Source organism: Sporosarcina thermotolerans (genome assembly GCF_030067815.1).
In the GTDB taxonomy this organism is placed as follows: Bacteria; Bacillota; Bacilli; order Bacillales_A; family Planococcaceae; genus Sporosarcina; species Sporosarcina thermotolerans.
The window spans coordinates 3142125-3157663 of record NZ_CP125968.1 but is presented as its reverse complement, the minus strand read 5'-3'; the positions used below and the strand labels follow the sequence as shown (position 1 = coordinate 3157663).

Sequence of the window (15539 nt, the reverse complement as noted above, 5' to 3'; positions counted from 1 at the left end):
CCTAAAGGGGGAAAATGAAAATTTGATGAAGCGCAGATGGTTTTTGGTGAGTATTATTGCGGTATTCATGTTTACATCATTTATCGGGGAAACAGGAGTCCTGGCAAGTAAGTTAAATGAATTAAAGAAAGAACAAAAGCAGAATGAGATAAAAAAGAATGACCTTAAATCTGACATTCAAACGAAAGAAAACGAGATTAAAAAGATTGAAGCTAAAATTGAAGACTTTATGAAACAAATTCTTTCATTGAATAAAGAAATCGAAGAAACAAATGCGAATATGAACAAAGTCATCGATAGTATCAATCAAACGAATGAAGAGATTGATATATTAAAAGAATCTATTGCAGATTTGGAAAAGAAAATTGAAGAGCGTGATGTGGTGCTTCGTGAACGCGTTCGTGCAATGCAGGTAAAGGGAAGCCAAGTGAGTTACTTGGATGTCCTGCTTGGTGCAAATAGCTTTGCGGACTTCATTGACCGTTTTTCTGCGGTTACAACATTGATGGATGCTGACCGTGATATTATGCGCAGGCAACAGGAAGATATCGACCAGCTTGAAGTAGAGAAAGCGCTTGTAGAAAAGAAACTAGGAGAGTTGGAAGAAAGCAAAGCGCAATTGGAAAAATTGAAAGCTTCACTTGAGGCACAGAAAAAAGAGAAAAGCCAATTGATTGATCAATTGGAAGCTGAACAGGAAAAGCTTTCTTTAGAAAAGAAAGATCTTGAAGAAGAGTACCATGATACGATTGAAGTTGAGGCAGAGCTTGAAAAAGCAGTGATTGCCGAACAGAAGCGTATCGCAGAATTAGCCCGACAAGAGGAAGAGCGTAAACGGAAAGCTGCGGCGGCTGCAGCTGCGAATAAACCGGGAGCATTGCCCAACGTGTCCAGCGGTTTTTGGACAAGACCGGCAAACGGTAGGGTCTCTTCACACTTCGGATGGCGAGTGCATCCGATTTTCAAAACTAAACGTCAACATCGTGGAACTGATGTTGCCAATTCAATTGGAACACCAGTTGTATCTGCAGCGGACGGAGTCGTTTCCTATGCAGGGCAAATGGGCGGTTATGGAAATGTGATCATGGTCACCCACTCATCGAATGGTAGCATTTTCACAACAGTGTACGGACATTTATCGAAAATCAATGTGAGTGTAGGACAGGTTGTCGATAAAGGTACCCGCATTGGTGCACTTGGCAATTCCGGGAACTCAACAGGCCCACATCTTCATTTCGAAGTGCATATAGGTAACTGGACAGCGTCCGGTCCAAGTGCAGTAAATCCATTACGATATGTATCGTTTTAATTGAAATCCGCCCTTTCCCGGCGGATTTTTTATGGAGTTTGGAAGTGGGGAGGTTGCGGGTAGACCTTTCGAATTCGCGATGAGACTTTCTTGTTTTCCGGGGACACTAACGACTTATGGCTAAAACTTCACAAATATTTACCTTTTCTTCTTTAAACTACAAGTTAGCCTCTCGCAATTTGTTGGTCTTTCATCTACCATAGGTGGTATAAGGATAAAGGAGTTTTCCGGATGCTTGTTACGAAACTTTACGTAATTGGTAATATCACGGTGCCATCCAACTGGATTGCACTCATTGTTGCCTTTATAATTGCATATAGTATTATTCGCTTAAGGCTTGGAAAAGTTTCAGCCACGCTGTTTAGTGATGCGGTGTTTTATATAATTATCATTTGGAAGTTATCGGTGATCATTACTGATTTCAGTACGGTGATCCGGGCGCCTATTTCCATTGTTTATTTCAATGGGGGATTTACTGGGTTCTGTCTTGGACTGCTTTTCGTTGCCGGTCGAATTTGGTTTGATTGGATAAGGGGAAAAGTGGATAAGGAATCTCTCGTTGCTTTATTCACAGGGGCCGTTACGGTGCAGACTATATTTCAGGTAATGATGGTGTTGTTGAATAAAGGAAGTTTGATCGCTGGAATTGGTACTGTAGTTATCTTTATTGCCCTAACATTTTTTGTCTGGAGAATTGAACAAATAGGGGATCATATTGCCCTGATATCAATGTTATTTATGGCGGCGCATATTTTTGTGGCCACGATTCAGCCAAAAGGATTGCTGAATCCACCACTTTTCATAACGCTTATTATCGGCGTATTTTTTATAGCGATTTTCAAGGTTACAAAAGTCCAAACAGAACGGGGGAGCGGATTTGAATAAGAAAGTGATTGGATACATAATTGCTGCGTTGCTCATTGGCTCGATGGTTGTGATCATGATCAGTACGAATTTGAAGAAGGTAGACCCGATTGCTACAGCCGGCGTTTTGGTTGAGTCCGGAGTAGGATCCGAAGTCGCGATGGAAGATGTCGGTTTAAGGCAGGGGGACTTGCCTCCCGATTTTGAATTGACGACAGTGACTGGAGATATGGTTAAGCTTTCTGACTTGAAAGGGAAGAAGGTCATCCTGAATTTCTGGGCGACTTGGTGTCCGCCATGTAAAGCGGAAATGCCGCATATGCAGAACTACTACAAGAATTCTGCCGAAAAGGATAATGTGGAAATTTTGGCAGTCAATTTGACGACTGATGAACATCGTGGAGTGAAAGCTGTTCAGGAATTTGTGGATTCATACGGATTGACATTTCCAATTCCGTTGGACGAATTAGGTGTGGTCGGGGAATCTTATCAGGCATTCAGGATTCCAACGACATATATTCTGAATACGGACGGTACGATTGCGCATGTGCTTGTCGGACCAATGGATGAATCGATGATGGAAAGACTTGTCCAAGACCTTGATTGACAAAATACGGTTTTCTGTTGTCGTAACAGCCCCGCTTCGTTCATATAGTAAACGGAGGAGGGAAGTTATCGATGCGCAGAAGCCGTTTTTTTGTGTTCGCATTATTAGCTGTGATAGCAACAGGTCTATTTTTGGTGCTGGACGGCTGTTCATCTGAAAAAGGGAAAAATGCGGACGTGGCAATGAAGGAAATGTTCCCTGTTATTAATGAGGCGTATAACATCATCCAGGAGAATACGGTGTACCAGGTCGAAGGGGACAGGCTAATTGAGGGTGCATTGCGAGGAATGGCGGATACAATCGGTGATCCGTATTCGACGTATCTTCTAAGGAAGAGGCCGCTTCGCATCGGGAATCGTTAGCTGGTGAAAAGTTGGGAATCGGAGCTGAAATTACTCGGTCGGGTGGAAAGTATATCATTGTTGCTCCAGTTAAAGGATCTCCGGCAGAAAAGGCGGGCCTACAACCTTACGATGAGATTGTACGTATTAACGGCGAGCCGTTAGGCGGGATGACACTTCAAGATGTCGTCAAAAAAATCAAAGGCAAGGAAGGGACTACCGTCAGTTTGACGATCTACCGGCCGGATTTAGGCAAGCATCTTGAGTTGAAAGTGATGCGTGATGTAATTCCGGTTAAGACCGTATCGGCTGAGTTAATGGAAGAGCGGGGCAAGAAATTCGGTTACATAGCATTGACAATGTTTGGCGATGAAACGGCCGCTGAATGGAAAAAAGCGACCGATGATATGATTGCCGGCGGTGCAGAGGCTCTTATTATTGACGTTAGAGGTAATCCTGGTGGGTATTTACGTGCTGTTGCCAAAGTGGCGGGAAGTTTGTTGCCTGATGATTCAATCTTTGCTTATATGCAGAACGCTCAAGGTCAACTCACACCTCTTGTTGTCGAGCCGTCTGAAAAGTTTTCCTATGATAAAAAACTGAAAAATATACCGGTTGTTCTACTGCAGGACAAAGGGAGCGCCTCGGCCAGTGAAGTGTTAAGTGGTGCCTTGAAGGATTTACGCCGTGGCTTTATCATCGGTAAGGTGAGTTTCGGAAAAGGGACTGTACAGGATACGATGGAACTATCAAATGGCGGTGAGATGAAACTTACCACTCATAAATGGTTGACACCGAAAGAAACATGGATACATGGCAAAGGTGTCAATGTCGACCTTGAATCGGAACAGGATAAGCTATTTACGGAACATATCCGTTTCTCGACGGAGGTGTATGCAGAAGGCGATTACCATGAGGACATTTCATATGCCCAAAAACTGTTGGTCGGACTTGGTTATGCGGTTGACAGGGAAGACGGCTACTTTGATGAATCAACAGCCCTCGCAGTGCACGCATTTCGAGTGGATTCCAAGATCCCGACAGAAAACATAATGGATCGAAAGTTCTTTGCATCACTAAGGGAAAGAGTGGAAAATTATCGTAAAGATAAAAAGAATGATGTCCAGCTGCAGGTTGCTATTGGGTATGTCCATCATTTATTAAGCAATTAATTAATTAATTAATCAAGCTGAAAGGCCCTTTGTTTCTGACAAGGGCCTTTTTTGTTGTTAAACACGTAGTTTCATAGAAAATTTTTGGGCTTCTCACACGTATGACGATTCTTTTGATACAATAAAGAATAATCATGTTTTGGGGATGGGAAGGTGACAGTTGATGAGTGAAAACGTAATAGTGGATTTGTTAAAAGCGGTTGGACTATTTTTCTTGAATCCTGTTTGGTTGATAGCCCTTGGTGTGGCGGTCGGGTTAGGGTATTTTCGCGTGAAAAGGGAACGGCGTAGCTTCCTAGTACGCTTACTTCCAGGCTTGACGGAAATGAAACGGCTGTTAGCTGAATCATGGATGCCCGCTCTGATTCTATCGATTCTTATATCAGGCGTAGGTTTGACTGTAGAAGTTTCTTGGATCGTCCTATTTTCAGCAATCGCTATTTTGTCTATGATTTCGTTTCTTTATCAAACTGCATCGCCGATTTACTTTGCAACGATCGCGTTTTTCGGTTTATATGCATTGGAACGATTCATGCCTGATTTTACATTTCGTGGATGGACTATAGGAAACGTGGATCTATTAGGTGACATGGCGTTAACAGTAGCTGTCATTGCAGGACTTTTCCTCGTTGCAGAAGGTTTCCTCATTCGCCGACATACTGTTCACTATGCATCCCCTTTCCTGACATCTACGAATCGGGGATTGCGGGCTGCTGCTTATAAGTCGAAACGGCTATGGCTTTTACCGATTGTATTTCTTGTGCCTGGAGATTTCTTGTCAGCTATCACACCATATTGGCCGCAGTTTACACTTGGAGGAACGACTTTTAGCTTTCTTCCTGTGCCAATTATTATCGGATTCTCCCAGGTTGCACGGGCAAGCTTCTCAGATATCATGTTCCCTAAAATTGGACGAGCTGTTACAATAATTGGATTGATTGTCGTCATTATCGGTATATCTGCCTATTGGCTGCCGATTTTAGGTTGGGTTGCTCTGTTAGTCGGTTTTATCGGCAGGGCAGCGATTACCATCTTTTTCGCAATACGTGAACGGAAAAGTGGATTTGCTGCAGTTCCGAAACCAACTGGAGTTATCATTGCGGGGATCTTGCCGGAATCTCCTGGTGAAAAGCTTGGTCTTATTCCCGGTGAATGCATCAGAACTGTAAATGGCATCCAGGTTACGAATGAAAAGGAATTATATGATGCCATCCAGGTGAATGCTGCACATTGCCGTTTGCAAGTGATAGGCCGTGACGGGGAAGTTCGGCTTATGCAGCAAGTGCTGTATCGCCACGATCATCATCGATTGGGACTGTTAGTCGTCCGTTAATCCATTCGGAAGGATAGGTGGAAAATGGATATTGCCACATTGGAAACGAAATTGATACTTGCACTATTACTTCCAGGGTTGCTCGTTGTATTTTTTACAAGGGTTACCTTCCATCACATTGTCGGGCTTGCGTTAACAATTGCGCTTATTGCAGCTTCGGTTTACGCGGGTTATACGCATAACTGGATCCTTTATGTCGCGGATGCGCTTTCGCTGACGGTCGGTTTTTGGTATGCGACGCGAATGGTGAATAGGGCAAAACAGAAAGGCCAAGAGGTTGATGAAGGCTAATAAATTATATAAATAAAAAGAGGCATATTCTATTCTTAATTGAATAGAGTATGCCTGTTTTTGTATAAATTGAACTAATAAACCTTATTATATAAACAGGCCATAAATTGCGAGGACTCCGATTGTTCCAAGGACGACTGACATGACGCCACCACCAAGGAACGCGATAAGGAATGCTGTTGCGGCTCCGATTATACCGAAGAGGATATTGCCTTCCTGCACGAAAAGAATCGCAGGGAAGATTAGGGCTCCCAATACTGCATAAGGGATGTTTCTAAGTACGCCACTGATTATTGGAGGCAATTCTTTTCCGTCAAGGAATGTGAGCGGCACCATCCTTGGGAGATACGTCACGATTGCCATCCCAGCTAACATCCACCAGTATGTTGTTCCCATTAGTCAACCTCCTATTCTATGTAGTCGCTGTCAGTATTTTTTCCTCGTCGGGAATAAATAACTTCAACTAAAATTGCCGAGCTAAGTGTTGAGACAAGAATCGCCCATCCGGTTGAAAGAAGTTCACCGAAATAGATGATACTGTGAATGGCTGCTGCAAGTGAGGCAAGCATGACTACTTTACGATTGCCTTTCATTGCCGGGACAAGCAGTCCGATGAACATAGCATACAAGGCAATGGACATGGCAACTTGTAGGAAATCAGGCAAGTTGGCGCCGATGACGTAGCCAACTACGGTGAAAATCACCCAGCTCCCATAGGCGATAGTTGTAACTCCGAAGGCGAAAGCCGTAGTGATTTTCTCCTCTTTCCTTATGGCGAGGACTGAAAAGGACTCGTCTGTAATGCCGAATGCGTAAATCGATTTTATCCATTTTGGTGCTCGATGCATCTTTTCATTCAAGGAAGCCGTCATAAGAAAGTGCCGGATGTTGACGATGAATGTGTTAACAACAATTGTGAATGGGTCGACTCCTGAATTGATGAGGCTGAGTGACATGTATTGCGCGGCACCTGCGTAGACGAACATACTCATGGCAGTAGCCTCGATGAGTGAAAGTCCAGGCATTTCACTTGTCCCAGTGTTGGCAAGCAATCCGAACGTTAAAGCAATCGGAAAATAGCCGATTGCGATGCTAAGTCCGGATTTCAGTCCGGATAAGAACTGATTATTCATCAAATAGTCACATCTTTCTTGTATGTATATTTGAAATTATACTATAAATTTTGTGTTTTGGTGGTATTCTATAAGGGAAAAGGGAATAGTTGAACTAATAGTCTATTAATGGAAGTTTGTTTAGGGAATTGTATATATGACGAGGGTGTTGTGAATGAGTGAATGGTTAGATGTTGATAAAATAAGTGAGTTGGCTGCACAATATAAGGCGCTTGGACCGTTAATCGGACTTTTGCTGCCTTTCATAGAATCATTTTTGCCGTTTTTACCGCTTTTCGTATTTGTCATAGCGAATACGGTTGCCTATGGAATTTGGTATGGCTTCATTTTATCATGGGCAGGAACGGTTGTAGGCTCTTATGTTGTATTTCTGATTATCAGAAAGTACGGTAGAAATCGTTTGTTGAGTTTTTTGACTAAGCATGAGCGCGTGCAACGATTGATCGGCTGGGTGGAGAGGAATGGCTTCGGGCCGTTGTTCATATTGCTTTGCTTTCCGTTTACGCCGTCCGCACTTGTGAATCTTGTGGCAGGCTTGTCGAATATGAAGAAGAAAAGTTATTTGTTGGTTCTTCTTGCTGGGAAATTCGTTATGATTTTCACGATTGGATTTATCGGGTATGATTTGAAGGCGTTGTTGACGCAGCCGATTCGTACTGCGATTGTTGTGGGGATTATCGTGTTGTTATGGGTGGTAGGAAAGTATTTTGAGAAGCGTCTTGATAAGAAAGTGGAAGAGGAATCGAGTACGATGTTTTATGATGAGGATGAAGATTGATGGCGGTTGCGTTTATGCGTGTTTGGCATGATTTATGCGTGAGTAGGCAGATTTATGCGTTTTTGGCGTGATATATGCGTGAGTAGGCGGATTTATGAGTTTTTGACGTGATTTATGCGTGTATAGGCGAGTTTATAAGTTTTTGGATGATTTTATAAGTTTTTTGATGGTAGGCATACCTTAAAAAGGTATGATGCAAATAGTTCCTGTCGTCCTATTCTTTCGGTACAATGAAAGATAGGGAGATAGGGATTTTTATTTTGATAGGAGGGATGAGGGCGATGACTTTACGCTTTGTAACCGGCAGGGCCGGGACGGGGAAGACGACGTTGATAGAGCGGGAGATTGCAGCTGAGCTTGAACGGGACCCGCTTGGATCTGCGATTATTTTAATTGTCCCGGATCAGATGTCGTATTCGATGGAACATAGTTTGTCGGTTAACTTCGGTTTGAATGGAATAATTCGAGCGCAAGTGTCGACATTTAAGCGGCTTGCGTGGCGGGTTCTGCAGGAAACGGGAGGCATCACGCGCAAGGAAGTTGATGGGTTCGGTTATCGGATGCTTGTGCGAAGTGTTTTGGAAGAGAATCGTGATGAGTTGAAATTGTTCAGGCAGGCGGCCAATAAAAGAGGGTTCACCGAAAAAATTGGAGACCTTATGAAAGAGTTCAGCAGGTATTGCTTGGATCATGAATCCTTAATCGGTTTGCAGCAGGAATTGTCCGCGGGCGATGCACCACGTACGCTGCAAGATAAGGTAAGTGATTTGACTTTACTTCTTACGAAAATAGAGGAGCGTCTTGGGACAGCGTATGTGGATAGTGAAGGGCATCTCACTTTATTGACTTCGCAAATTAAGCATTCGGAACTGATAAAAGGCGCGGATATTTATATAGATGGTTTTGAGAGTTTTACGGCAAGAGAGTATGAAATAATTACTGAATTGCTGAAGTACGGGCATCGGGTGACTGTTGTCCTTCCGATGGAATCTGATCTATCGGGGCATGCAGATCATGAGCTGTTTTTTAATCCTGTTAGGACTTCCTTAAGACTTAGGGAGATTGCGCGTAATGAATCGGTCGATATTGAAGAAGGCGTTCATCTTGGACAAGCACTACGGTTTAAAAACGAGGAACTTAGACATTTCGAAAGGGAATTTGAGTTGTATCCTCCGAAGGAAAGACCGTCCGAAGGTGCAATAACTTTAATCGAAGCGACGGATCGTCGGGCGGAAATTCATGCAGTGGCAAGGAAAATCCGTGAGCAAGTGATGCGGGGCGAACGATATAAAGGAATTTCGATTTTGTACAGACAGCCGGAAAAATATGATGAATTAATCGAAACGATCTTTTCGCAATACGATATCCCTGTATTCATCAGTAGGAAAAAGCCGATGCTCCACCATCCTCTAATTGAGTTCTCACGTTCTGTTTTGGAGGCCGTGACATCGGGGTGGACGTATGAGACCATATTCCGGGCTGTAAAAACGGATTTGTTCTTTCCGCATAGGGAAGATAAGCTGATTTGGCGTGAACGTGCGGATCGTCTTGAAAACTATGTGATTGCGAATGGAATTTACGGGAAGCGGTGGATGGATGAAGTTCGCTGGAAGGTGAAGCGATATCGTGGTTTGGAATTGCATACGACAGTGCAAACCGATGAGGAATTGCAGCTGAGCGGGAGTTGCATGCGATAAGGGATTTGATCCGTGAGCCGTTGAATAATTTTGAAGCTGACTTGAAACGGGCTAAAAATGGACGGGATTTCGCAGCGGCGATGTTTTCATTCTTGGAATCTATGCATGTATTTGATAAAATCATCGATTTGCGGGCGGAAGAAGAGCGTGCCGGTAGGCTATTGAATGCGACAGAGCATGAGCAGGCATGGAATTCGTGGATTAATGTCCTTGATCAGTTCGTTCTTATGTTTGGAGATAAAGAAATGGAGCTGAAAGAGGCAGCCCGGATTTTGGATGAAGGGTTTGATACGCTCGAATTCACCCGGATTCCACCGTCCCTCGATCAAGTGACCGTAACGACGATTGAACTTGCAAGTTTGATGGAAATCGAAGTCGGGTTCATCATCGGGGTCAATGATGGCGTTCTTCCACAACGAGTCGATGCTGAAGGACTTCTGTCCGATTCAGACAGGGAATGGTTCTCGAAAAGCGGACTTGAGCTTGCACCGTCATCCAAGATGAAACTAATGGATGAATCATATATGGCGTACAGAGCGTTCACGTCGGCAAGGGAGAAGCTTTTCATCTCCTATCCGATTGCGGATGAGGAAGGGAAATCACTTTTACCGTCGCTTTATATTCAACGGATTGGGCAGTTATTGCCTAATATAGGGTTACAGTTGGCAGTTTCGGATCCATCTGAGCTATTAGATAATGGTGAGCAAATCGATTACATCATTCATCCAAGAACGGCTCTACCATATGTATCAATGAGGGTTAAGGAAGCCGAGAAAACGGGACAGCTTCAGGCGGAATGGAAGGCTGTTCTTGATTATTATGAGGATGATCCGTTATGGTCTTCCGTGCTTCAACATATAACGAAATCGAGGAATAGCCGTAATGAGACTGAACGGCTCGCGCCGGAAATGACGGAAGGTCTGTATGGCAAGTCGTTCGTTTCAAGTGTTTCAAGGGTGGAATCGTATTACAGCTGTCCATTCCAGCATTTCGCGTCCTATGGGCTCGGGCTGCAGGAACGGATGGAATATACATTGGAAGCCCCGTCTATCGGGGATCTATTTCACGCTGCATTGAAATGGATTTCGGATGAAATGAATCGGACAGGGAAGTCTTGGACGGAATTGTCGAAAGAGCAATGCTGGCAACTGTCGAGAGATGCAATGGAATTCATTACACCAATGTTTTTCAATCGTATCTTGTTATCGACAAGCCGCTATCATTATATCCGACGGAAACTGACCCATATCCTAACAAGGACAATTTTCGCCCTTGGGAAGCAGGCGACGAAAAGTGTGTTCAGACCGGTCGCCATCGAAGCTGCCTTCGGACCTAATGAACAGTTGCCGCCTTTAGAGATTCCGCTTCGCCGTGGTAATAAAATGAATCTCCGTGGGCGGATAGATCGCATCGACGCGACTGAAATTGATGGGAAGAATTATTTGAGGATTGTAGATTACAAATCTTCTGCCAAACAACTGGATTTGACGGATGTCTATTATGGCGTATCTTTACAGATGTTGACGTATTTAGATGTCGCGGTCGAACATGCGGAAGAATGGATTGGATTCAAGGCGGATCCCGCAGGAGTCCTTTACTTGCATATCCATAATCCGATGATCAGAACAGAGTTGGAGCTCACCGAGGATTTGGTTGAGCAGGAAATCATAAAGTCCTATAAAATGCGTGGGTACTTATTAGATGACACGGAAGTTGTCATGGGAATGGATGCGCAACTTGGCAAAACATCGACCGTTATTCCGGCTGCTTTGAAGACGGACGGAACGTTTTCAAAGACTTCAAGGGTACTTGCATCGGATGATCTGCAAGTTGTACGAAAGTTCGTCAGACAACGCCATCAACAGGCTGGCGACGGGATGCTTGCCGGCGATACACGGGTCTATCCGTATAAATTGAAGGATAAGATGCCTTGCCAATATTGCTCGTATCGATCGGTTTGCCAATTCGATCCGACTAATCCAGAGCAATTGTACCGCCAATATGAAGATATGAAACCTGAGGAAACATTAGAGAAAATGAGAAAGGAAGTGATGGATGATGGACATTCCAGTTAAACCGGCTGATGTGACGTTTACAGATGCGCAATGGAAGGCGATTTGGGCAACAGGCAAAGACATTCTTGTGTCGGCAGCTGCTGGTTCGGGAAAAACGAAAGTGTTGATAACACGGATGATTGAAAAAGTGTTGAGCAGTTCTAATCCAATTGATGTTGATGAATTGCTAGTCGTCACGTTTACGAACGCTGCTGCGGCTGAAATGCGCCACCGGATGGCTGAGGCCCTCGAAGAAGCGATTGCAGTCAACCCGGATTCAATCCATCTTCGCAGGCAATTAAACCTTTTGAATAAAGCTCAGATTTCCACTTTGCACTCCTTCTGTCTCAATGTTGTTAAACAGTATGCCTATCTTCTTGACATCGATCCGGGGTTTCGTATCGCGGATAGCACGGAAGCGGCGTTGCTACGCGATGATACAATCGGGGATGTGCTTGAAGACGCATATAATGCAGAAAATCCCGAAGCGATGTACCGTCTTGCGGACAGTTTCACATCAGACCGCAATGACCAGTCAATCGAGACGTTAATCGATAAGCTCTATGATTATTCAAGGGTTCATCCTTCTCCTGAAAGATGGCTCCGGATGATTCCGATGCAATATGAGATTGGGGAAGATATAACGATAGATGAACTCGATTTCGTTGGACCGTTGAAAACGGCAATTCGTCATACGCTTGAAGAAGCGATTGCCCTGACTGAGGATATGAAACGCATTGCACTGATGCCAGAAGGTCCCGAGCCACTTGCAGTAACCGCAGATGCTGATTTGCAATGGATTAGGGAGGCGAAGCGGCGAATTGAGGAAGGTACTTGGGAGGAAACATATTCATTCTTCGGTTCATTGACTTGGGTCAAGGCAGGTACAATCAGGAAAAACACATGTGATGAGGAGTTGGCGAAACGAGCAAAAGCGATAAGGGATTCAGTGAAGAAAATCATCAATACATTGAAAGAGTCCTATTTTGCCCGTACACCTGCACGTCTATTGAATGAAATACGTCTCATGGCCCCAGCGATGCATACGCTTGTCGGGTTAGTCATAGATTTTGGTGAACGCTATGGACGAGTCAAAATGGATAGAGGACTTGTGGATTTTTCGGATTTGGAGCATTTCGCCTTGCAAATTCTTGCGAGGGAAGTGGACGGTGAACTTGTGCCCTCGGATATCGCGACAGATTATTTGGATCGATTCGCGGAAGTTCTTGTTGATGAGTACCAGGACGTCAACTTGTTGCAAGAAGCGATTATCCAATTGGTTAAGCGTGGCAGCGAAGCGGACGGGAATTTATTCATGGTGGGAGATGTGAAACAGTCGATTTATCGTTTTCGTTTGGCAGAACCAGGGTTATTTCTTGGGAAATATACTCGATTTACGTCGAATGATGGCGAAAATGGGTTAAAAATCGATTTGAACGCTAACTTCAGAAGCCGAAAAGAAGTGTTGGATGCAACGAATTTCATCTTCTCTCAAGTGATGGGGAAACGTGTAGGAGAAGTTGACTATGACGATGCAGCCGCCTTGAAATACGGTGCTCGTTATCCGGAAAAGGAGTCGGCCACAGCGTTGACCTTGCTTTACGCGGATGATGGAGAAGATATCGGTACTGAGGACGACAATGAGGCAACAGAGTTAACTGGACAGAGCTTGAAAAGTTCACAGGTGGAAGCACGGTATATGATTAAACGAATTAAGGATCTAATGGCAACTGGCGCAGAAGTGACAGATGCATTCACTGAAAAGCGTCGACCTCTTGAATACAGAGATATTGTCATTCTAATGCGCTCAATGAGCTGGTCAGGAGAAATTGCGGAAGAATTTAAGCTTGCTAACATACCGATTTACGCGGAATTATCACATGGTTACTTTGACGCTATTGAAGTGATGATTATGCTCAATACATTACGTGTCATCGATAATCCCTATCAAGATATTCCGCTTGCGTCCGTACTTCGGGCGCCATTTGTCGGTATGACAGAAAATGAGTTATCCCAAGTCCGACTTGCTGCGAAGAACAAGCCGTTCTATGAGGCATTGAAGCTATTCATGGCAACCGGCGGGGCGGGAATCGCTTCGGAAACACAAGTGAAACTACAACGCTTTTTCCTAATGTTCGAGGACTGGCGCAATCAGGCAAGGCGGGGTTCATTAGCCGAGCTTATATGGCAAGTGTTTTCGGATACCCATTATTATGAAATGGTTGGGGCCATGCCGAACGGAAAGCAACGACAAGCTAACTTGAGGGCGCTGCATGACCGTGCAATTGACTATGAAAAGACATCATTCCGGGGCCTGTTCCGCTTTTTACGTTTCATCGACAGGATGCAGAAGCGTGGAGATGATCTTGGGGCAGCTCGTTACGTCAGCGATACGGAGGATGTCGTCCGTATCATGACAATCCATTCGTCAAAGGGTCTGGAGTTCCCTTATGTTTTCATAGCAGGGGCCGGCCGGCAGTTCAATAAGATGGATTTCAACGAACCGTATTTATTCGACCAGCATTTCGGTCTTGCCGTAAAAGCGATTGATCCAGATCTTCGTATTACGTATACATCGTTGCCTTTCCTCGCGATGAAAGAGAAGAAGGAACTTGAAATGCGTGCGGAGGAGATGCGGGTCCTATACGTAGCAATGACGAGGGCGAAGGAGCATCTCGAACTCATTGCATCTGTTAAGGATATCGAAAAGGCAATCGGTAAATGGCAGGATGCACAGCTGTTGGAATCGGGTGCTATGTTGCCGGAATACACAAGATCCCGGGCGAACGGTTATTTGGATTGGATCGGACCTGCGATTGCAAGACATTCAGATTTCGAAAAGTTTGGTGTTATGTACGGCGGTAGTTTGACCGCTGATGCATCCAAATGGGAAATTTTCGCATATCCAGTTTCTTCATTTGTAGATACCGAAGTCAATTCAGTGGAAACTGCTGAAATACAGGAACTGATTCCCGTAGATGAAGCAGTAGACGCGGATTGGTCTTCTGAAGTAAAGCGAAGATTTGACTATGTTTACCCGTATATGGCTTCTGTTTCAAAAAGATCCAAACAGACGGTAAGTGAGTTGAAAAGGGTGTCACTGCTTGAGCGGGAGGACGATTTCGATGATTTCTTTGCTTCAAAGGATGATGAAGTAAGTACTCCATATTTGCATGCCCGTCCTTCGTTCTTGCAATCAAGGGCATTATCAGGTGCGGAAATCGGGACTGCAATGCATACAATCATGCAGCATATCGAAATGACTAATTCCCATTCGGTACAAGAGATTGAACGATTTATTACCGAATTAACGGCACGTCAATTACTTACGGAGGACGAAGCGAAAGCAGTCGATGTGAATATGGTCTTTCATTTTTTTGAAACGCCGATATTCAAGCGATTATCGCAATCGAATCGTATTCTTCGGGAAGTTCCATTTACGTATGCATTCGATGGAAAAGACGGAGATCATCAGATTTTACAAGGGATTGCCGATTGCTTATTCGAAGAAGCGGATGGCTGGGTGCTTTTAGATTATAAGACAGACCGGATTCGTGGGCTTTATAAAAATGAAGCTGACCTTGTCGATGAAATGCAGAAACGCTATGGCATCCAGTTGAGCCTATACAAGAAGGCTGTAGAGTCAATTGCAAAAATACAAATAAAAGAAATGGTCCTCTATTTGTTCGACGGGGAGAGGATTATGCAAGTTCAGGAGGAGTCTGTTTGAGAGTATCACCTACGATTGGCAGCAGAATAGATTCATTAGATATGCTAAGGGGCTTTGCGCTTCTTGGAATTCTCATTGCAAATATGCTAATTTTCCATTCACCATATTTCTACATCGATGCACAAACCTATTTCGGGACGCCGGGTGATCAGGAGTCTTACAAGCTAATCAATATTTTTATAGAGGCAAGCTTTTATCCATCTTTGCGATGCTGTTCGGTTATGGGTTGA

Annotated in this window: 14 protein-coding genes; 12 read left to right on the top strand and 2 right to left on the bottom strand. The window is 44.2% G+C overall.

Going from position 1 to position 15539, the window contains the following annotated elements; genetic code table 11:
* The first annotated feature begins 25 nt into the window (after positions 1-25).
* The 7 genes from QNH10_RS17780 (at position 26) to QNH10_RS17750 (ending at position 5917) form a co-directional block, all read left to right on the top strand.
* Positions 26-1309 (top strand): murein hydrolase activator EnvC family protein, encoded by a 1284-nt coding sequence (locus tag QNH10_RS17780; RefSeq protein WP_283732623.1) that lies wholly within the window; start codon positions 26-28, stop codon positions 1307-1309.
* A 231-nt stretch (positions 1310-1540) separates the two neighbouring features.
* Positions 1541-2194: a hypothetical protein gene (locus QNH10_RS17775; protein ID WP_283732622.1), complete on the top strand. Its 654-nt coding sequence runs from the start codon at positions 1541-1543 to the stop codon at positions 2192-2194.
* Positions 2187-2780: a peroxiredoxin family protein gene (locus QNH10_RS17770; protein ID WP_283732621.1), complete on the top strand. Its 594-nt coding sequence runs from the start codon at positions 2187-2189 to the stop codon at positions 2778-2780. The genes QNH10_RS17775 and QNH10_RS17770 overlap by 8 nt, the downstream gene beginning before the upstream one ends.
* A gap of 71 nt (positions 2781-2851) precedes the next feature.
* Positions 2852-3142: a S41 family peptidase gene (locus QNH10_RS17765; protein ID WP_283732620.1), complete on the top strand. Its 291-nt coding sequence runs from the start codon at positions 2852-2854 to the stop codon at positions 3140-3142.
* Between the two features lie 11 nt (positions 3143-3153).
* Positions 3154-4293 (top strand): S41 family peptidase, encoded by a 1140-nt coding sequence (locus QNH10_RS17760; protein ID WP_283732619.1) that lies wholly within the window; start codon positions 3154-3156, stop codon positions 4291-4293.
* 163 nt (positions 4294-4456) lie between these two features.
* Positions 4457-5626 (top strand): PDZ domain-containing protein, encoded by a 1170-nt coding sequence (locus tag QNH10_RS17755; RefSeq protein ID WP_283732618.1) that lies wholly within the window; start codon positions 4457-4459, stop codon positions 5624-5626.
* A 24-nt stretch (positions 5627-5650) separates the two neighbouring features.
* Positions 5651-5917 carry a CsbA family protein gene (locus QNH10_RS17750; RefSeq protein ID WP_381426399.1) on the top strand — a complete coding sequence of 89 codons (267 nt, stop codon included), beginning with the start codon at positions 5651-5653 and terminating at the stop codon, positions 5915-5917.
* Positions 5918-6004: 87 nt separating this feature from the next.
* On the opposite strand, the gene QNH10_RS17745 is transcribed toward QNH10_RS17750, so the two are convergent.
* Both QNH10_RS17745 and QNH10_RS17740 read right to left on the bottom strand, forming a co-directional pair.
* Entirely contained in the window at positions 6005-6313 is a 309-nt protein-coding gene (locus QNH10_RS17745; RefSeq protein ID WP_283732617.1) for an AzlD domain-containing protein, read from the bottom strand.
* Positions 6314-6324: 11 nt separating this feature from the next.
* Complete coding sequence (locus tag QNH10_RS17740) at positions 6325-7050, bottom strand: AzlC family ABC transporter permease (RefSeq protein ID WP_283734683.1); 726 nt, start codon at positions 7048-7050, stop codon at positions 6325-6327.
* Positions 7051-7204: 154 nt separating this feature from the next.
* Between QNH10_RS17740 and QNH10_RS17735 the strand changes: the two genes are divergently transcribed.
* The 5 genes from QNH10_RS17735 (at position 7205) to QNH10_RS17720 (ending at position 15539) form a co-directional block, all read left to right on the top strand.
* Positions 7205-7828, top strand: coding sequence for a TVP38/TMEM64 family protein (locus tag QNH10_RS17735; protein WP_283732616.1), 624 nt, complete (start codon positions 7205-7207; stop codon positions 7826-7828).
* Between the two features lie 281 nt (positions 7829-8109).
* Positions 8110-9525, top strand: a complete 1416-nt coding sequence (locus QNH10_RS20845; RefSeq protein ID WP_347177918.1) for a helicase-exonuclease AddAB subunit AddB — start codon at positions 8110-8112, stop codon at positions 9523-9525.
* The gene (locus QNH10_RS20840; RefSeq protein ID WP_347177917.1) at positions 9513-11600 is read left to right on the top strand and encodes a PD-(D/E)XK nuclease family protein; all 2088 of its coding nucleotides are present in this window, start codon (positions 9513-9515) and stop codon (positions 11598-11600) included. The genes QNH10_RS20845 and QNH10_RS20840 overlap by 13 nt, the downstream gene beginning before the upstream one ends.
* A complete protein-coding gene (gene addA, locus QNH10_RS17725; RefSeq protein ID WP_283734682.1) occupies positions 11584-15309 on the top strand; it encodes a helicase-exonuclease AddAB subunit AddA in 3726 nt (1241 codons plus the stop codon). The genes QNH10_RS20840 and addA overlap by 17 nt, the downstream gene beginning before the upstream one ends.
* Complete coding sequence (locus QNH10_RS17720) at positions 15306-15539, top strand: hypothetical protein (RefSeq protein WP_283732615.1); 234 nt, start codon at positions 15306-15308, stop codon at positions 15537-15539. Before addA ends, QNH10_RS17720 begins: the two co-directional genes overlap by 4 nt.

What these genes read in the sequence shown, in the direction of transcription:
- QNH10_RS17780 (WP_283732623.1), top strand. Translation starts at nt 26, where the DNA reads ATGAAGCGCAGATGGTTTTTGGTGAGTATTATTGCGGTATTCATGTTT.
- QNH10_RS17775 (WP_283732622.1), top strand. Translation starts at nt 1,541, where the DNA reads ATGCTTGTTACGAAACTTTACGTAATTGGTAATATCACGGTGCCATCC.
- QNH10_RS17765 (WP_283732620.1), top strand. Translation starts at nt 2,852, where the DNA reads ATGCGCAGAAGCCGTTTTTTTGTGTTCGCATTATTAGCTGTGATAGCA.
- QNH10_RS17755 (WP_283732618.1), top strand. Translation starts at nt 4,457, where the DNA reads ATGAGTGAAAACGTAATAGTGGATTTGTTAAAAGCGGTTGGACTATTT.
- QNH10_RS17750 (WP_381426399.1), top strand. Translation starts at nt 5,651, where the DNA reads ATGGATATTGCCACATTGGAAACGAAATTGATACTTGCACTATTACTT.
- QNH10_RS17745 (WP_283732617.1), bottom strand. Translation starts at nt 6,313, where the DNA reads ATGGGAACAACATACTGGTGGATGTTAGCTGGGATGGCAATCGTGACG.
- QNH10_RS17740 (WP_283734683.1), bottom strand. Translation starts at nt 7,050, where the DNA reads ATGAATAATCAGTTCTTATCCGGACTGAAATCCGGACTTAGCATCGCA.
- QNH10_RS17735 (WP_283732616.1), top strand. Translation starts at nt 7,205, where the DNA reads ATGAGTGAATGGTTAGATGTTGATAAAATAAGTGAGTTGGCTGCACAA.
- QNH10_RS20845 (WP_347177918.1), top strand. Translation starts at nt 8,110, where the DNA reads ATGACTTTACGCTTTGTAACCGGCAGGGCCGGGACGGGGAAGACGACG.
- addA (WP_283734682.1), top strand. Translation starts at nt 11,584, where the DNA reads ATGGACATTCCAGTTAAACCGGCTGATGTGACGTTTACAGATGCGCAA.